The following is an 18,536-nucleotide window of genomic DNA, read 5'->3' as shown; positions in this document are numbered from 1 at the left end:
CTTTCTGGTCTCTAATCGGGCGACGATGCAGTTCTGGGCTTCGCCGGCGCGCTATCTTCTGGCTTCTTGCGCCGCGGTCACGTTCGAATCACCGTTTGTCTGCAAAGCTTCGATGAGCTGGGCACCGGTGACTCCGCTGAGCAATCTGGCAAGCGGCACCGAACGGCCGGTGCGACGCCCCAACCTCCTGCGCAGATCCAGCGCCAGCAACGAGTCGACTCCCAGGTCCACCAGCGCCGCACTCAGGTCGACCGAGTCGGGATCGCCAAGGCTTAACACCGCGGCCAGTTCGATGCGAACGGCTTCGGTAACCGTTCCGTCGATCGCATCACCGGTTTCCGCGGTCTGGTCGTATTTCTGCATTCCCGTGAACGGCAATGGGATTCCTTGACCTTCGAATAAAACCCGCACTCGGTCAAAGTCAGCAGCGAACACCAACGGGTCGTCGCGGTACTGCAGGCTGGCGTTGATGGCCGCCTGGGCATCCATCGCCACCAGACCGGACCGCTCGATGCGGCTGATCTCGTCAGCGCCAGCAATCCCGGAGTTCTGCCACAGACCCCATCGCACGGCCGTGCAATCCAGTCCTTTGGCTCGCAGCTGCGCCGCGAAGATGTCGAGCATCCTGTTTGCCGCCGCGTAGGCGGAATGCCCGTATCCACCCCAGACCCCGGAAATCGACGAGCACAGCAGTATTCGCACATCGTGCCGAAGCGGCCAGAATTCGATGACTCGTGCCAGACCGATTACCTTGGCGCCGAACACCTCTGCTAGATCCACATCGGTGAGCTGATTATGCGGACCGAACCTGCCAACGCCGGCCGCGTGGACGAGTAGAGAAGCACCATCGCCCGCATACGCGGCAGCGGCCCTGGCCAGCGCATTCGGGTCGGTGATATCGCAAACGGGAGCATGCACCTGCACAGCCCGGCCGGCTACCAGCCGGTCAAGGTCGGCACGGTCGACACCCTTGCGGCTCAACAAAATAACTCGGCGTGCCCCAAGTTCAATGCAGCGCCGGGCATAGTGCAGGCCGATCACTCCGTTACCGCCGGTGATGACCACGTTATCCAATTCGTCGGCGCCCAGCGATGGCTCCGGTGCGGGTGTGCTGAGTTCCCGCAGCGTTCGCACGTACTGGTGCAGCCCGGCACCACCGGCGCGCAACGCTACTTCGGTGGCAGTCTCGCCGACGAAGGTGTCGATGCACAGACGCGCAGCTTCGCCGTCAATTTTCCAATCCGGTAAATCCAAGCGGGCAAACGTCGACTCAGCGAATTCAAAGCCAATGCTGCGGTGCATCGCCCCCAGTGCCGCCTGCGCCGGCAATACAACCGTTTCGCCCGGTTCAACACGCTCACCACCGACGGTCACCAGCCAGACGCGGCGACAGCGCGGACCGACAACCGTGGCGTAGTCAACGAAATTTCCTGCCCGGGCGATAATCTCTTCGGCGACTGTGGCCACGTCGTGGCAGGTCAGTGCAGGTGCGATTACCACGACAACATCGGCTTCGGCAGGCGACACCAGCCGCCACTTCGGATACCCCTCGACGGCATCGGACAGCCGACGCGACAGCACGCTCGACAAAGAAGGCTGCACCACCAGATCCGTCGAAGGCGCGTTAGCACCTTCGCAGCCGAGGATCGCGATACCCCCGCAGCTATCGGCGGGCCTGCTCGGCGCACGGGACCGGCTCCATTCCTCGACAGCGACAGTGAGAGGTGCAACGGACGTATCGTCGGTGAGCGGTTCTGGTGCGGCCCACAAACGTATCGCCCGCATCGGCGCGTTCGGAAATTCCGGCAGCGGCCGGTGGCCGGCGGCGTCCGCCACCTCCGCCCACCGGTAGCCCGGATCAGCCACTGCGACATTGGCGATGCTGGCCGAAATCTCTTCCAATATAGGCTCGTCACGACGTGCGGAGCCGACGATAAGCGCGTCGTCAGCCAGAGTAGTCAATGCGTAAAGCAACGACGGATGCGCCGACATCTCAATGAACACACTGGCTCCGCGCTGTAGGGCGGCGGCTACGGCCCGGTCGAATCGGACCGGGCTACGCAGATTCTCGTACCAGTAGTCGGTGAAATCGGTGTTGGCAAAAACGGTGTCGCCGCGAGTCGAGCAGATGAATTCCACAGGTGAATCGGAAAACCTGGCTCTGGGAAGTAGTTCTGACAACCTTCCGCGCAGCGATTCCAAAGCGCGAGTGTGGGCGGGAAAGTCGACATCGATCAACCGGGCGAAGGCACCGCGGTCCTCCACACATCTGGCGATTGCCGCGACGGCCTCACGCTCACCGGACACGACGATCGACGAGTCCGCGTTGACTACCGAGATCTCAAGCCACCCCGGCGCTTCAGCAATCAATTGCTCGACTTCTCCAATGGACAGGCCCAGCACCGCCATGCCGTACTGGCCAGGCAACTCGCCCACGACGATGGCGCGAGCAGCCACTACAGCGACCGCATCCGCCAGTGCCACGGCACCGGCCACATAGGCCGCTGCGACCTCGCCCAAGCTGTGCCCCACCGTGATGTCAGGCAGGATCCCGCAGGATCGCCACACTTGGGCCAGGCTGACAGCATGGGTGAATTGGGCTGCCTGGATTTCCCGTTGCGACCACTGCCGCTGTCCGCCCTCGACCAGATAGGGCAGCGGCGACGGGTGGGCCGCTGCAGTGAACGCCGCAGCGCACCGGTCTGCCTCGGCCCGGTAAGCCGGAAGCAGCCGATAGGCTTCGGCGCCCATCGCCGGCCACTGGTTACCTTGACCGGGAAAAACGTATGCCGACCGGGGTGCAGTGAGATTTGACGATTTGGCCACCAAGGGGTGGTCGTGACCGTCGACCAATGCCTGAAGCCCTGCCGCCAGTTCAGCGCCGTCCGCGGCGCGAACGACCGCCCGGTGGCGACGCACCCGCCGGGTGCGCACTAACGTCGATGCCACCGCGCCGACACTGGGCCGGTGCCGCAAGTAATCGAGGATCGCGGCGGCGTCGTGCCGGATCAGTTCTTGTTCGTGTGCGCTGAGCAACACCGGCGTGCGGCCATCAGGCAGTGCGTAGGCGCACATCACGCGGCCTCCGGGACGGACGCGATGACATGAGCGTTGGTGCCGCTCATCCCGAACGCTGACACCGCGCCGATCCGCTCGCCGTTCACCGCGGGCCAAGGTGTCAGAACTTGTGCTAAACGCAAGCCTTGTTTTTCCCATTCGATTTCGTGGCTTGCCTCGGCTGCATGCAAAGTGGCCGGCACAGCACCGTGCGTGGCTGAAACCAAGACTTTTGCCAGACCCAGCGCGCCCGCGGCGGCTTGCGCATGCCCGAAGTTCGATTTCACCGACCCCAACAGCGGTCCGCGACCCGGTTCAGTTCGCCCGTAAGTCTTTGAGAGCACCTTTAATTCGACGCTATCGCCGAGACGAGTCCCGGTGCCGTGGCCCTCGACCATCCCAACCTGCTCGGGCCTGATCTGGGCCTGGGTAATGGCACGTTCGATCAATCGCATTTGAGCTGCACCACACGGTGCGGTCAGCCCGGCGCTCCGCCCGTCCTGGTTCACGACGCTTGCGCGTACTTCGGCGAGTATTCGCCGGCGGTCGCGCACTGCCGCTGATTTGCGCTGCAGCACAAACATTGCCGCCCCCTCTGCCCAGACCGTTCCACTCGCTTGCGCACTGTATGGGCGGCAGCGGCCGTCGTCGGACAGGGCGTGCTGTCTGGAGAATTCGACGAAGAAACCGGGCGAACCCATCACACAGACTCCCCCGGCCAGCGCCATATCACAGTCCCCGGACCGCACCGACTGCACCGCGACATGAAACGCGGCCAGCGCAGATGAGCATGACGAGTCAATGGTGAGCGCCGGTCCAGCCAAACCCAGCGTATAAGCGATCCGGCCGGAGATCACCCCCAGCGCCGTCCCGGTGATCAGGTGACCGCTATGGCGGGAAAACTGCGCCATGTCCGGGCCGTACCCCGTGGCGTAGGCACCGACGTAGCAGCCTACGTCGTGCCCTGCGAGATCGTCGGGGTTGATACCGCTGTTTTCTAACGCACGCCAAGCCACCCGCAAGGCTACTCGTTGCTGGGGGTCCATTGCGATGGCTTCGCGCACTGAGATCCCGAAAAATTCTGGATCGAAAGTCGTTGCTCCGGTAAGAAATCCGCCAGAGTTGTGAATCTGCTTGAAGCCTTCGCGGCGCGAACCGGTCAGTAGTTTGTCAATCGGCCAGCCCCGGTCGGTGGGAAACGGCCTGAAACCTTCCCGTTGTTGTGCCAAAAGCTCCCAATAGCCTTCGGTCGTTTCAACGTCGCCGGGGGCCTCGACGGCCATGCCGATGATGACAACCGGGTCAGCGCCACCGACTTGGGCGCCACACGAGTTAGCAGACATCGGCGAGAACCCGGCTGGCGAGGGTGTCAACGTGCTCGTTGAGATAGAAATGTCCCCCTTCGAAGAACGACAACGTGAATCGGCCTTCAGTGTGGTTGGCCCACCGCCGCAGCGAAGCGGCGTCAACCCGGTGGTCCTGGCGGCCTGCGACGGCATGGATATCGGCGCGGATCCGGACGGTGGCGTCACAGCTGTAGCGGTTGAGCGCTTGGTAGTCACAGCGTGCTGCGTTGGTCAGCAACGCAGCGAACTCTTGGTCGGCCAGCAGCCGTGGGTCGGTTCCACCGAGATCGGCCAGATCCGCAAGCAGCTCCTCGTCGCCGGTCGGCAACTCGGGCAGCCCGGCAATGTGGGACGGGACCGGGCCGGCCGATACCCACAGCTTTTGCACTGCGACATTGTTTTGCTCCGCGATACGCGCAAATTCGAACGCGACTATTGCACCCATGCTGTGCCCGAACAGCCTCAGCGGAGCGGCGCTGGACCACGGTCCGGCCTCGAAGAGCCCCCGCGCCAGATCGTGCACGGTTTGCGGGGCTGGTTCGTGGAGCCGTTCCGCCCGCTGGGGGTACTGCACGGTAAATGTGTCTGCCGCGGCCGACAAGGCTGCGGCAAATGGCCGGTAGTAAGCCGCGGATGCTCCTGCGTGCGGGAAAATTACGGTGGCGGCGGTGCGTCGCCGCTCATGTGGCCCCGGTAGATACTTAATCCAGGGCGCAAACGACATATCCGCCAGCCTACCGACTGGCTTTGTGTCATCACGTTTCTCGCGACTAGCCATAGCGACTTTTAAGCATTTGTCCGGGTGATTTCTAAGTACAGCTCGGCGACCTGCTCCAACCGTCGCGAGTGATGTTCACGGGAAGTGAGCAGCGCGGCAAGTGCTGTGACTGTTCTGGTAGCGAAGATGTCCGCGACCACAGCATCGGGAGCGTCCAGCCACGTGCGGATGCGGGCGACGGCCTGGGTGGCCAGCACCGAATCGCCGCCAATTGCGAAGAAATCGTCGTCCGCACCGACGAGATCCACGTGCAGTACATCGGCGATGATCGCTGAAAGAGCGGCCTCCAACGGTGTGGACGGGGCTCGGTAGCTCGGTCGGGCAGTTGCAGCGACGGCGTCCGTGAGCCAGCTGGTGACAGCGCGCCGGTCGATCTTTCCTCCCGCGGTGTAGGGAATGCGATCTACCAGCAACAGGTGAGCCGGAATCATGTGTGCGGGAACCAGGTTGGTGAGCTTCGTCCTTATCCGCGACGTGCTGAGTGTGACATCTTCGGCTCGGACTGCGGCGGCGAGCACATGAGAACCGCCGGGCGTTGGCACCGAGGCGGCGACGGCCGCCACCACACCGGGCACCCGGTGCAGCATGGCCTCGACTTCCCCGAGTTCGACGCGGTAGCCGCCGATCTTCACACGATCATCCGCCCGGCCGATGAACTCAAGTGTGCCATCAGGCCAATAGCGCGCTAAATCGCCGGTGCGATACCAGGTCCGGCCGCGGTGCTTGACAAATCGTTCAGCGGTTAAGTCGGGGCGGCCGCGGTAGCCTCGAGCAATTCCGCGACCCGATATCCACAGCTCCCCCACCACCCAGTCCGGGCAATCCTCACCCGTTTCGCTGACAACCCGGCAGGCGATGTTCGGGAACGGTTTCCCGTAGGGCACCGCCGTCCAGTGCGCCGGCGGATTCGTCGTCTCGCAGATCGTGGCGTGCACAGCTGTTTCCGTTGCACCGCCCAATCCTGCGAACCGTACCGTCGGTGCTTGCTCCCTCAGGCGGTGAGCCAGCGAGGGCCGCACCCAGTCGCCCCCGGTGGCCACCACCCGCAGCGACGACAAGCGTCCACTTCCCACCTCGAGTAGCATCTCCAGCCAGCCCGGCAGGAAGTTCAGTACCGTCACGTTGTGGGCATCGATAAGCCTCGCCCAGCTGTCGGGGTCGCGGCGCTGTGACTCGTCGATCGCAACTATCCCGCCTCCGGCCCGGAGCGTCGCGAAAATGTCAAGCACCGACATGTCACACTCCAGAGTCGACAACGCCAAACAACGGTCGTGAGCGCCTATTTCGAATTGACGGGTGAGAAACTCCACCGTGTTCATCGCACTGTCGTGGGTCATCTCGACCCCTTTAGGTTCCCCGGTGGACCCCGACGTAAACAAGACGTACGCCAAAGCTGCGGGATCCGTTACCGCTGGGTGATATTCGTTCAACGTCTGTATATCAGCGTGTAGTGCCTGACCAACCGTCAGCGCCGGCACCGGTAGCGAATACGTCCCGTCACCGCACACTACAGCCGCGCGCACCGCACCCGCCTCGACTATGCGCTGCACGCGGTCGGGGGGTTGGTCGACACCGACCGGCAGATAAGCGCCGCCGGCGGCAAGAATGCCCAGCAGCGCCGGAATCTGTTCGGCGTTTTTCGGTCCCATCACCGCGACCGTATCCCCCGGGCGCACACCGAAATCGCGCAACGCTGCCGCCACTGCCAGCGCCTGGTCACGGAGTTGGGCGTAGCTGAGCACATCGGAGCCCGTGTACAGCGCCGGTGCAGTGGGCTGGAGCTGCGCGCGGCGAAAAAAGCCGTCGTGCAGCGCCTCTCCCGTGGGCTCGGCACTGCGGGTATTGCAGGCCTCACGCACCGCACGCTGCGAGGGCGGCAGCGCGCTCCTTCTCGGCGTGTCCCAGGCGCCGTCACCGGCCAGCTGCCGCAGTTCCTCGATGTGAAAGGCGAACATGGCGTCAATGACTCCGGGGGCGAACACCCTGTCGCGAACATCCCAATTCACCAGCACACCCCCGTCGAACTCGGCGACCTGTGCATCCAGCAGCACCTGGGGGCCCTGGGAAATGATCCACGACGGGGCGCCGAATTGTTCGATGACCTCGGTGCAGAACAGGTCACCCAGCCCGAGTGCGCTGGTGAACACTACCGAAGCGAGCACCTGGGTGCCGCGGTGACGGCTCAGGTCGCGTAGCACCGACAACCCGGAATATGCCGAATGCGTGGCAGCAGTGCGCAGCTCGTCCTGCACCGCTCGTGCCCGGGCCGCCGCGGTAGCCGCGTGAGTGAGATCGATGTCAAGCAACAGCGACGAGGTGAAGTCGCCGACCACGCGGTTCACATCGGCGTGGAGGGGCTGGCGGGCGAATAACGGGACGTTCAGCAAAAACCGCGGCGTACCCGACCAGCGGGCCAGCGTGTGAGCGAATGACCCGGCCAGCGCCATCGCCGGCGTGATACCCCGGCATCGGGCGTTGGCAAACAGTGCACCGCAGGTCTGCGGGTCCAGCCAGTGCCAGCGCCGGGTGCTTATGCGTGTTTCGCCTGCGTCACCCGGGGGCGCCAGCGGCAGCGGTGGCGGATCCGGCATGTGCGGGATGCGCTGCGCCCACCACGCCCGGTCAGCGTCACGGGCAGGTTGCGGCGCCGATTCCTGCCGCTCCAGGGCCAGCCGGTATTCCCGGTAGGTGTAACCCAAATCCGGCAACTGCCGGCCGCGGTACAGCGCCGCCAGATCAGCCATCAGCGTGCGGTAGCTCATCGCATCAGCCGCCTGCATGTCCAGGTCAACGTGCAGCCTCGATCGCTCGCCGGGCAGCATCGACACCGTGAGCTCCAGTACTTGGCCGTCAAGTTGTTGCTGCGATTTGGTTTCCCGGATGACCGCCAGCTGCTGGTCGACGGCCGCCGCCTCGAGCGTGCGAAAGTCGTGGACAGTGACAGCGAACGGCCTGGGCGGATCGATGCGCTGGGTGCCGTCGGGCAAAAACCGCACCCGGAGCATGGGGTGACGGGCTGCAAGCCGGCTGGCCGCCGAGCGCAGTCGTTCGGGATCGATCGGGCCGCCGTCGAACTCGACGTAAAGGTGACCGGCAACTCCCCCTAACCGCTGGTTGTCTTGTCGGCCCACCCACAGGGCGTGCTGCATGGGCGCGAGCGGGAATGCGTGCTCGGCATCGCCCTCATCCGTGGTGACTGAGGCGGCCGGAGCAACCGCCACCCGCGGCGACGACGACAACAGCGTCGACCACGCCTCGATCGTCGGCGTCGCGGCCAGCGTGGCGAAGTCGATCGCCAAACCGTCGCGCCGCCAGCGTCCCGCCAACGCCATCATCCGGATCGAGTCCAAGCCCTGACCGATCAGGTTGGCACAGGGATCAACGGCGTCTGCGCCGACGCCCAGTAATTCGGCCACCTGCGCGCGGATGGTCTGCCGATCGACAGCGGCGGACACCACCAAAACGCCTCCCTCAGCCCAGCGGGCCAGACAACGCACCCCGTGACGGCACCTGACCGCGTCGCTGCGTTGTCCAGCGGTGTCGCGTGCCGCCTGTAGGTTAGCTCAGCCTGCCCTAACTTTTGGGTCTACTCTATAGTCTTCCGGCGAGCACCGCCTCAGTGAGGAGCCCGCATGCACACGACGCGACCGGAGCGACTCGATGGCTTTGTTCCGTTCCCCCCCGAGCGGGCCGCCCGGTACCGGTCGGCGGGTTATTGGACGGGCCGCAGCGTTGCGGCCATTCTGGCCGATGGCGCCAGGCGATGGCCACAACGGGTCGCCGTGGCTGACAGCGGCCAGTCCCCTAGCCTAACCCCCCAGCAGCTGAGCTACGCAGAGCTTGACCAGCTGGCCAGCCGCGGGGCAGCGGGACTGCGCGCGCTCGGCATCGCACCCGGTGACCGGATACTGCTGCAGCTGCCCAACACCTGCCAGTTCGCGGTGGCGCTGTTCGCTATCTTGCGGGCCGGAGCGGTGCCGGTGATGTGCCTGCCCGGCCATCGCGCCGCCGAATTGGGCCACTTCGCAAGCCTCAGTGGGGCCACCGGGCTGCTGATCGCCGATGCGGCCAGCGGTTTCGACTATCCTGCCATGGCGCAGGGCCTTCGTGAGGATCACCCGGGACTTCGCTATGTCATCGTCGACGGCGAACCCGGTCCATTCGTGTCCTGGTCGGAGTTGTGCGCCGGCACCGCGCCGCAGCTGACCGAGTTGCCCGCGATCGACCCCGCCTCACCGGCGTTGCTGCTGGTATCCGGCGGCACCACCGGGCTGCCTAAACTCATTCCCCGCACCCACGACGACTACGTCTACAACGCGACCGCCAGCGCCGAGATCTGCCGGCTCACCGCTGACGACGTCTATCTCGTGGCGCTGCCCGCCGCGCATAACTTTCCGCTGGCCTGCCCTGGCCTGCTCGGCGCCATGACGACCGGCGCGACCACAGTGTTCAGCACCGACGCCAGTCCCGAGTCCGCGTTCGCCACCATCGCTCGGCACGGTGTCACCGTCACGGCATTGGTACCGGCATTGGCCAAACTGTGGGCGCACGCTTGCGAATGGGAGCCTGTGGTGCCGACCTCGTTGCGGCTCTTGCAGGTTGGTGGGGCCAAGCTGGAACCCGAGGATGCCCGGCGGATACGTGCCACACTGACACCGGGACTGCAGCAGGTCTTCGGGATGGCAGAGGGGCTCGTCTGTTACACGCGTCCCGACGATCCGCCGGAGCTGATTGAGCACACTCAAGGGCGACCGCTGTGCCCCGATGACGAGTTGCGTGTCGTCGACCCCGCCGGCCGGCCGGTACCGCCCGGTGAGGTGGGTGAGCTCCTGGTCCGTGGCCCTTACACGATCAACGGCTACTTTCGGGCCGAACGCGAGAACACACGCTGCTTTGATGCCGACGGTTTTTATCGCACCGGAGATCTGGTTCGCCGCTCCGCCGACGGTTATCTGCAGGTCACCGGCCGAGTCAAAGACGTCATCTGCCGCGCCGGGGAAATCGTCGCCGCGAGTGACCTCGAAGAGCATCTGCTGACCCACCCCGCGATCGTGTCCGCTGCCGCCGTGCCTCTGCCCGATCCCTACCTCGGTGAAAAAATATGCGCTGCAGTAGTGTTCGCCGGTCCGCCATTGACGCTGAGCCAGCTGCACAGCTACCTCGATGAACGCGGGGTCGCCGCCCACGCCCGGCCCGATGTCGTGGCGCCGATGACAGCACTGCCGACCACAGCAGTTGGGAAAATCGACAAGTCGGCGATCGCGCGCCAGATCAGCGCGGTGCCGGGCGCTGCACCGGTACGGCCTGATGTGGATTCGACCGCTGGTGGCGCTGCGAGTGATCCGGATCGACGGCGCGCAGACCACCCTCACCCGACCCAAACGCATCGATGCCAAAACCGGGACAGCCACTGCCCGCCGACACCGAAATCGCCGACCTGATCACGATGCTGGTCAGATTCGGCACCCAGGCTTTCACCCGGGTTGCAGCTATCCTCGCGTGGTAAGGCAGGCTTGAGGTCATCGACGCGCGACAAGGTACGGCGCTATGGTGGAGAGCTTCTCACAGGTCTCCACGAATTCACGTTCCGGTTCCGAGGACCCGATGATCCCGGCACCGGCCCGCAGCCAGGTCTCGCCGTCACATTCATAAGCCGCACGCAACGTCAGCGCCGCATCCAGCCCGCCATCGGACGAAAACATCACCACTGCACCGGAATATAGTCCGCGCGGAGTTTGATCCAGACGCTGAATGGCTTCCACACCAGCATCCTTCGGAATACCAGATACGGTGACGGCCGGAAAAAGCGCCTCAAGCGCATCCAGTCGGTCTTTGGAGGGGTCCAGGCGCGCACTGACCCTCGAGCCGAGGTGTTGCACACTTCCGCGCTCTCGTACTGTCATGAAATCGGTGATGGCGGCACTGCCTGGTTCGGCGATCTCGGTGATCTCCCGCAACGAGGTGCGAACTGAAATTGCGTGTTCCACAATCTCTTTAGGGTTCGACTCGAGGTCATCACGAGCTTGCCGGTCATGTGTCGCACCCCGACCGAGCGCCCGCGTCCCGGCCAGCGGCTCGGTGATCACTACTCCGTCGTGGCCCACCGCCGCGACCAGCTCGGGACTGCAGCCAACCGCCCGAATCCCGCCAAGCCGCAACAGGAACGATCGGGTAGGAGTGTTGTGGCGACGCGCCAGCCGATAGGTCGAAGGGAAGTCGACCCGGAACGGGACGTCCACACAACGGGATAGGATGACCTTTTGGTAGCGGCCGGCTGCGATCTCGCCGATGGCTACCGCCACCCTGTCGCGGTAGCCACCCCGGTCAGCGGTCACGTCGACCCCGGAGGGGACCATCGGTGCGGGCACACCGTCGCTGAGCAGCCGTTGCACCGCTGTCCGGTGACGCTCCTCGGCGCCAACCAGACGAACCGTGTCCTGGGTGATCACAATGCGGGTTCGCGGACAGAACACCCGGGCCAACGGAGTACGCGCACCCAGGCGCTCGTGCAGCCGGAAGCGGTAAACACCGAATTCGAAGGCAATCCAGCCGAAGAGCTGGTCTGCCTCCATTAGCAGCCGGTCGACAGCATCGCCGAGCACCGAGGCTGGCCGCCCTGACCACCGCTGTCGTCGGGTGCCATCGCGGCGGGTGACGCGAAGCTCGTCGCTGTCAAGCTCAAGCAGGGCCGCCGTCCCGGTGGCCAGCACCCATTGACCCGCATGTTCGTAGAGCAGGTACTCTTCACCGGCGCGCTCGGGCAGCTCCGCCGCCAGCGCGGCGGCGAGGTCAGCCGGCGCCAGATCGGGGGGCAAGGGGATCGACGATGAGGCGGCACGGGAGGAACTCGCCTCGGCACTCACCTGGACCACGGTTAGTAAATGTAGCCTAACCTCAGCAGTGGCTTGTGGTGGCACGGACGAGTCGCACATCGCACGCACAGCGCTCGGATCATCCGCCGTCACAACCCACCATCACCAGCTGAACGGGTGCGGGGCGCATCGTTCCACAGCGTGCGTACCGGAGCGAGGCGCCGACGTCTACGTCATCCAACGTTTCTGTGAGATTCACCTGCCGGCCTCGCAACCGACCCGGTGCAAACCACGGCTGTCTTTAGGATCAGCGGCGGCCCGACGTCGACAGCGCAAAAACGACCAGACCCGATGCGGCGAGAGGAGAAAACGCGGTGTTTGTGATTCGGCTCCTCGACGGTGAAGAAGTGTCCGCCCATGACGGCGACAAGCTCTCGATCAACCGCCAGACCGGTGTGATTACCGTCTCCCGCGTCGAGGGATTCCAGGAGATCACGACGCACTACTCGCCGGCGGCATGGGTGTCAGTGACCCACCGGGTCAAGGACACCGTCAATCCGGCACTGGTTTCGCCCGCGCGCAAGGCACAGTAGCGCCTTGCGGGTGATGTCCGAGGCCGCACCACCGGCGACCTCCGGGGTGCATTCATGGCCAGGCCGGATCGGGTAGGACACTGATGTTCCTCGAGTTCTGGCACAACCTCACCCACAACCTCTTCAAGCCGCTGCTGCTGTTCTTCTATCTCGGGTTTTTGATCCCGGTCCTGAAGGTCCAGTTCGAGTTCCCTTAGGAGATCTACCAAGGTCTGACGATGTATCTGTTGCTGGCGATCGGCTGGCACGGAGGTGAAGAACTCGCCACGATCCACGCTTCCAGTATCGGCACGGTGGCCGGATTCTTGGCCGTCGGCTTCGCCCTGAACTCCGTGATCGGTTTTCTCGCCTATGTGCTCCTGACCCGCATGACCTCGATGCGGCGGATCGACAGGGCGACGGTCGCGGGGTATTACGGGTCGGACTCAGCGGGCACCTTCGCGACGTGCGTGGGCGTGCTCGCAAGTGTGGGAATGGCTTTCAACGGTTTCATGCCGGTCATGCTGGCGCTGATGGAGATCCCTGGCTGCCTGGTGGCGCTCTCCCTGGCAGCGCGGCTGCGCCACAAAGGGATGGACCCAGCGGGGAACATGCCCGGTGAGCCGGGCTACCTTCGCCCGGCGCCGGTCCGGATCGGGCCCGGGGCGGCCACCCAGCCAGCTCAGGGCGACCGCCGCACCATCGAGCGCGAGCGGGAACCGCACCCCGGGGCGGCGATGTCACCGGACGAGCGAGAACATCCCGGCGACCGGGTCGACGCGGACGATCCGCGGCCAATCCGCAGCGCGACATTGCTGAGAGAGGTCGTGCTGAACCCGGGTCTGTATCGGCTTTTCGGTGGCATCGCCATCGGCTTGGTCAGTCGCTTGCAGGGACCGAGGGTCGTCCACGACGACGACAGTGTATTCGTGACCGCGTTCCAGGGCGCGCTGTGCCTGTTCCTTCTCGAGATGGGCATGACGGCCTCCCGAAAACTCAAGGACCTCAAGACCGCCGGTCCTGGCTTCATCGTCTTCGGACTGCTGGCACCGAATCTGTTCGCGACGCTCGGCATCATCACCGCCCATATCTACGCGTACCTCACCCATGCCGATTTCATGCCCGGGACCTACATCTTGTTCGCGGTGCTCTGCGGCGCGGCGTCCTACATCGCGGTACCGGCGGTGCAGCGGCTGGCGATTCCCGAGGCCAGCCCGACTCTGCCGCTGGCGGCGTCGTTGGGTTTGACATTTTCCTACAACGTCACCATCGGCATTCCGCTCTATATCGAGATCGCACGCTTCGTCGGAAGCTGGTTCATCTGAACACGCTTGACACACCACCACGAAATACGTTAGCCCTGAAGGGCTCCCACCCCGGTGCACTGACCGGGCTGCGATGAGGTAAACCGCTGTCGAACATCCGCGCAGAATCGTCCGCCTAGCCCAGCAGGCTGCGCACCACCGCGTCGGCCAACAAGCGCCCGCGGTCGGTGAGCACCAGCCGGTCGCCCTCGGCGATCAGCAAGCCGTCAGCGATCGCAACCCTGGCGCGCTGACGTTCCGGCTCGGTCAACCTGGCGAGCGCCAGTCCCCGGCGGAGTCGAATCCCCAACAGCACGTCCTCGGTGTGCAACTCGCCGGCACCAAGCCGCTCGAACCCCGCAACGGGCAGTTCACCGGCGGCCAGTAGCTGCGCATAAGTCCGCGGGTTTTTGACGTTCCACCAGCGAATCGCGCCGGCGTAGCCGTGCGCTCCGGGCCCGGCCCCCCACCACTGACCCCCGTCCCAATAGCCGAGATTGTGCCGGCACTGCCCGCCGGGCCGACACCAATTCGACACTTCATACCAGTGAAAACCCGCCGCCGATAACCGCGCATCCACCAGCTCATAGCGCAGCGCCAGCACGTCATCGTCCGGAACTGTCAGCTCACCCGACCGTACCCGCCGAGCCAGCGCGGTGCCGTTCTCGACCGTGAGGGCATAGGCGGACAGGTGGTCGACGCCCGTTCCGACCGCCGCGTCGACCGAACACCGCAGCTCCTCGTCGGTCTCCCCCGGCGTGCCGTAGATCAGGTCGAGGTTCACATGGTCGAATCCCGCGGCACGGGCCTCGCGGGCGGCGTCCAACGCCCGTCCCGGCGAATGCGCCCGGTCCAAGGTGGCCAGCACTCGCGGTGCCACCGACTGCATGCCCAGCGAAATTCGCGTATACCCGGTCGACCGCAGGGCCGCGAACAGCTGAGGCGACGTGGACTCCGGGTTGGCTTCGGTCGTGACCTCGGCGTCGGGAACCAGTGTGAAGCACGCGCGGACCGCGGCGAGAACCGCGCCCAATCGCTGAGCGCCCAGCACTGAGGGCGTCCCGCCCCCGACAAACACCGTGTGAACCGTCGGCCCACCCAGTCGCGCCGCCGCCAGCTCGAGTTCTCTCTGCAGCGCCACCAGCCAGGCGTCCAGATCGACACCCCCCAGCTCGGCCGGGGTGTACGTGTTGAAATCGCAGTACCCGCAGCGGGTCGCGCAAAACGGAACGTGCACGTAAATCCCGAACGGCCGGCCCGGTGTCAGCCGTACGTCCGGCAGGCCCGGCTGCCAACGCGATGTCATGCACCCACATCATGGCACGGCATGACCAACGTGCCGCATCCTCACGGCGTGTCCTGGAGTGGGACGTTCATCGCGCCGGATAGCCCGGCCTGTGCTACACCGCTCCCTCTTCCACCGCACGCGACGACCCCGGGCACCCGCCGGCCTGAGCCCACATGTATGTCAAGAGATGGGTCAGCGAGCCCACCGGAGCTTCATCCTGGCTGCACGCCGCGCACCGCGGCCACGCTCCCGGCCCCTGGGTCGCCATAATCCGCTGCGCCACCAGGATCTGTTCCTGGGGAGTGGCGGTCGAGGGTAGTGGGGATAGCTCGGCGCCACCGTTGGCATCCCAGGTGGGAAGGCTGATCTGCAGACCGCCATAGTCGCCATTGCCGGTGTCGGCCGCCCAGTTACCCCCGGACTCACACTGCGCGATAGCTTCCCAGTTGACGCTATCCGCGTGTGCACTGGATAACGCTGTTGATCCAGCCGCGATCGATGCGGCGATAGCGGCAGCGGCGGTTCCCGCGCACCAGCTTCTCATAACAACTCGACCTTGCTCACCAGCCAGCGGCCACCGACTTTCTCCATCGTCATCTTGATGCGGCTGCGATCAATTTGCGGTTCTGGGGCAGCCCGACTGGTTACCGACTGGTCAACCATCAGCAGCACCTGAACCTTGTGCGGGCTGACGGATTTGACCGCCGATTCGACAACCCGGCCGCGTGTTGTCACTTGGTTATTGACGATGAGCTGACGGTGCTGCCCGCGGACGGACTTGGAGTAGTTGTTGTTGAATTCGCCTGTCGAAGCGGCGAGTACCTCGGCGACATGTTTATCCATGGTGTTGCTGTCGACACAGGTCAGCGTCACCACAAATTTCTCGGCAGCAGCAAGCGCCTGCCGGGCGGCGACGTCCTTTTGATGCCGCTGAAACAGCAGCCACCCCCCAAACCCGGACCCGGCCAGCACGGCAACCAGCGCGGCGGCAACAAGCCAGCGGGCTGGTGTGCGCCAGCGCGGCCGCGCGTCGCGCTGACCGTCAGCGGACTCCCGCCCATCCTGGGCGGTGTCGCGGGCGCCTGGCCCCGCTGTGTCCGGCTCACCGGCGGAGGGCGCGCTAGCCGACAACACGCCGACGGGTTCGTCGGCTGATTCAGAAGGGCCGGCCACCGTGGTATCTCCCGAAACTTCCAGTCCAATCATCTGACCTGTTTTGGCTAGGTCATTTTCGCCTGTCCGCGCCGCTCCTCGGCGATCGACACGCCGCGGCCCCGTCACAAGTTCGCCAGGACTGGCCAGCGCCGCGAGCACCCCACCGAACCGCAGCGGACGGCTGACCCGCTCAACGGTGACGTGTCCATACCACGTTGCTGGTATTTTTTTATCAGCGTGCGAAAAAGTTTGACCTGGTCATACGGCAGCCGGTAGGGGTGGCACAATGCTACGGTGACCGCCGCGCACCTGAGCCCATCTGAGGTTGCCCGGGTGAATTGGCGGCATGTCTTGAGCACGTCTGCGTCTACCGCTGTCTGGCGTTGATGTCGTAGATCCGTCCAACTGAAACGTGCAGCTGGCCAGACCAGCGCCGCCGGGACGGTTACACCGCTTGGTTTGCGCGGTCCAGGCTGGCTCCCTCCGCGAAGGAGAAACCGCAATGACGACAGCCCGTCCCACCAAGACCCGCAGTGAAGGTCAATGGGCGCTCGGGGAGCGCGAGCCGCTCAATCCGACCGAAGAGCTCAAGAAGCACGGAACCCTCGACGTGCGGGAGCGCATCGAAAACACCTATGCCAAACAAGGCTGGGACAGCATCGAGAAGACCGACTTGCGCGGACGCTTCCGCTGGTGGGGTCTCTACACCCAGCGTGAGCAGGGTTATGACGGCAGCTGGACCGGTGACGAGAACATCGACGTTTTGGAGTCGCGCTATTTCATGATGCGGGTGCGCTGCGACGGTGGCGCGTTGTCCACCACCGCGCTGCGCACCTTGGGTGAGATTTCGGTGGAGTTCGCGCGCAATACCGCCGACATCTCCGACCGCGAGAACCTGCAGATGCACTGGGTCGAGGTGGAAAACGTACCGGAGATCTGGCGACGGCTGGACGCAGTCGGCTTGCAGACCACCGAAGCCTGCGGCGACTGTCCGCGGGTGATCCTGGGCTCACCGCTGGCCGGTGAGTCACTCCAGGAGGTGATCGACCCGACGTGGGCGATCAACGAGATCGTGCGCCGCTATATCGGCACACCCGACTTCGCCGACCTGCCGCGCAAGTACAAGACCGCGATCTCGGGTCTGCAGGATGTCGCGCACGAGATCAACGACGTAGCGTTCATCGGCGTCAACCATCCCGACCACGGGCCCGGGCTGGATCTGTGGGTGGGAGGCGGCCTGTCGACCAACCCGATGCTGGCGCAGCGCGTGGGCGCCTGGGTGCCGCTGGAGGAGGTCCCCGAGGTCTGGGCCGGCGTGACGTCGGTATTCCGCGACTACGGCTATCGGCGGCTGCGGTCCAAGGCGCGGATGAAATTCCTGATCAAGGATTGGGGGGTCGAGAAATTCCGCCACGTCCTCGAAACCGAGTACCTCAAGCGGCCGCTGATCGACGGTCCCCCGCCGCCTCCGGTGATCCATCCGATCGACCACGTCGGCGTGCAGCGCCTCAAGAACGGCCGCAATGCCATCGGGGTTGCACCAATTGCCGGGCGAGTCTCAGGCACCATCCTGACCAAAGTGGCGGAACTGGCTGAACAAGCCGGGTCTAACCGCGTCCGGTTCACCCCGTACCAGAAACTGATCATCCTCGACGTGCCCGATGACCACGTGGACCGCATGGTCGCCGAACTGGACGCCCTCGGGTTGCCGTCGCGGCCGTCGCACTGGCGTCGAAACGTGATGGCCTGCACCGGTATCGAATTCTGCAAGTTGTCGTTTGCCGAAACCCGATGCCGTGCACAAGCTTTGGTACCCGAACTGGAGAAGCGGCTCGAGGAGGTCAATGCCCAGCTCGACGTGCCGATCACGATAAACATCAACGGCTGCCCTAACTCGTGTGCTCGAATCCAGATCGCCGACATCGGATTCAAGGGCCAGATGGTCGACGACGGTCACGGCGGTTCGGTCGAAGGTTTTCAGGTGCATCTCGGCGGCAGCCTCGGCGCCGACAGCGGTTTCGGCCGTAAGTTGCGCCAGCACAAGGTGCACAGCCACGAGCTCGGCGATTACATCGAGCGGCTGGTGCGGAACTTTCTCAAGCACCGTAATGACGGCGCTCGGTTTGCGCAGTGGGTAATGCGCGCTGACGAGGACGATCTCCGTTGAGCGGCCAGACCAACGGCTGGACCGAACAACACCCCCGGAAGGTGGCGGCGCGCAGCG

General features: G+C 64.8%; 10 protein-coding genes and 3 pseudogenes. 5 read left to right on the top strand and 8 right to left on the bottom strand.

Features of this window, described 5'->3' with window-relative positions:
• Positions 1-51 precede the first annotated feature (51 nt).
• From mbtD to G6N08_RS13455, 4 genes are all read right to left on the bottom strand, one after another.
• Positions 52-3,075: a mycobactin polyketide synthase MbtD gene (mbtD, locus tag G6N08_RS13470; RefSeq protein WP_163758041.1), complete on the bottom strand. Its 3,024-nt coding sequence runs from the start codon at positions 3,073-3,075 to the stop codon at positions 52-54.
• Entirely contained in the window at positions 3,075-4,400 is a 1,326-nt protein-coding gene (locus G6N08_RS13465) for a beta-ketoacyl [acyl carrier protein] synthase domain-containing protein (RefSeq protein WP_163758039.1), read from the bottom strand. Before G6N08_RS13465 ends, mbtD begins: the two co-directional genes overlap by 1 nt.
• Complete coding sequence (locus G6N08_RS13460; RefSeq protein ID WP_163758037.1) at positions 4,390-5,127, bottom strand: thioesterase II family protein; 738 nt, start codon at positions 5,125-5,127, stop codon at positions 4,390-4,392. The genes G6N08_RS13465 and G6N08_RS13460 overlap by 11 nt, the downstream gene beginning before the upstream one ends.
• A 62-nt stretch (positions 5,128-5,189) precedes the next feature.
• Positions 5,190-8,639, bottom strand: a complete 3,450-nt coding sequence (locus G6N08_RS13455; protein ID WP_371869023.1) for a non-ribosomal peptide synthetase — start codon at positions 8,637-8,639, stop codon at positions 5,190-5,192.
• Between the two features lie 174 nt (positions 8,640-8,813).
• Here G6N08_RS13455 and G6N08_RS13450 point away from each other — a divergent pair.
• Together G6N08_RS13450 and G6N08_RS13445 are read left to right on the top strand one after the other, a co-directional pair.
• Positions 8,814-10,469: pseudogene (locus G6N08_RS13450) on the top strand ((2,3-dihydroxybenzoyl)adenylate synthase); the annotation flags it as partial.
• A gap of 34 nt (positions 10,470-10,503) precedes the next feature.
• Positions 10,504-10,687, top strand: a pseudogene (locus tag G6N08_RS13445) (MerR family transcriptional regulator); the annotation flags it as partial.
• A 13-nt stretch (positions 10,688-10,700) separates the two neighbouring features.
• Here the strand turns inward: G6N08_RS13445 and G6N08_RS13440 are convergent.
• A complete protein-coding gene (locus G6N08_RS13440) occupies positions 10,701-12,053 on the bottom strand; it encodes a salicylate synthase (RefSeq protein WP_163758033.1) in 1,353 nt (450 codons plus the stop codon).
• 314 nt (positions 12,054-12,367) lie between these two features.
• Here G6N08_RS13440 and G6N08_RS13435 point away from each other — a divergent pair, with 314 nt between their 5' ends.
• Complete coding sequence (locus G6N08_RS13435) at positions 12,368-12,586, top strand: hypothetical protein (protein ID WP_163758031.1); 219 nt, start codon at positions 12,368-12,370, stop codon at positions 12,584-12,586.
• A gap of 83 nt (positions 12,587-12,669) precedes the next feature.
• Positions 12,670-13,890, top strand: a pseudogene (locus G6N08_RS13430) (sodium-dependent bicarbonate transport family permease).
• A gap of 115 nt (positions 13,891-14,005) precedes the next feature.
• Here G6N08_RS13430 and hemW read toward each other — a convergent pair.
• The 3 genes from hemW to G6N08_RS13415 all read right to left on the bottom strand — a co-directional run bounded on the left by hemW (position 14,006) and on the right by G6N08_RS13415 (position 16,129).
• On the bottom strand, positions 14,006-15,175 hold the full coding sequence (gene hemW, locus G6N08_RS13425; RefSeq protein WP_163758029.1) for a radical SAM family heme chaperone HemW: 1,170 nt from the start codon (positions 15,173-15,175) through the stop codon (positions 14,006-14,008).
• 94 nt (positions 15,176-15,269) lie between these two features.
• The gene (locus G6N08_RS13420) at positions 15,270-15,701 is read right to left on the bottom strand and encodes a transglycosylase family protein (RefSeq protein WP_163758026.1); all 432 of its coding nucleotides are present in this window, start codon (positions 15,699-15,701) and stop codon (positions 15,270-15,272) included.
• Positions 15,698-16,129 carry an Rv1363c family protein gene (locus G6N08_RS13415; RefSeq protein WP_246216754.1) on the bottom strand — a complete coding sequence of 144 codons (432 nt, stop codon included), beginning with the start codon at positions 16,127-16,129 and terminating at the stop codon, positions 15,698-15,700. Before G6N08_RS13415 ends, G6N08_RS13420 begins: the two co-directional genes overlap by 4 nt.
• A 685-nt stretch (positions 16,130-16,814) precedes the next feature.
• Between G6N08_RS13415 and G6N08_RS13410 the strand changes: the two genes are divergently transcribed.
• Entirely contained in the window at positions 16,815-18,479 is a 1,665-nt protein-coding gene (locus G6N08_RS13410) for a nitrite/sulfite reductase (RefSeq protein WP_163758024.1), read from the top strand.
• Positions 18,480-18,536 lie beyond the last annotated feature (57 nt).

The organism is Mycobacterium botniense (assembly GCF_010723305.1).
GTDB lineage: Bacteria > Actinomycetota > Actinomycetes > Mycobacteriales > Mycobacteriaceae > Mycobacterium > Mycobacterium botniense.
Note: the sequence above shows the minus strand (reverse complement) of the source record. Positions and strands in the feature narration are given on the sequence as shown.

Coding starts and splice junctions, on each gene's coding strand:
- G6N08_RS13465 (WP_163758039.1), bottom strand. CDS start 4,400: ATGTCTGCTAACTCGTGTGGCGCCCAAGTCGGTGGCGCTGACCCGGTT.
- G6N08_RS13420 (WP_163758026.1), bottom strand. CDS start 15,701: ATGAGAAGCTGGTGCGCGGGAACCGCCGCTGCCGCTATCGCCGCATCG.
- G6N08_RS13410 (WP_163758024.1), top strand. CDS start 16,815: ATGACGACAGCCCGTCCCACCAAGACCCGCAGTGAAGGTCAATGGGCG.
- mbtD (WP_163758041.1), bottom strand. CDS start 3,075: ATGTGCGCCTACGCACTGCCTGATGGCCGCACGCCGGTGTTGCTCAGC.
- G6N08_RS13460 (WP_163758037.1), bottom strand. CDS start 5,127: ATGTCGTTTGCGCCCTGGATTAAGTATCTACCGGGGCCACATGAGCGG.
- hemW (WP_163758029.1), bottom strand. CDS start 15,175: ATGACATCGCGTTGGCAGCCGGGCCTGCCGGACGTACGGCTGACACCG.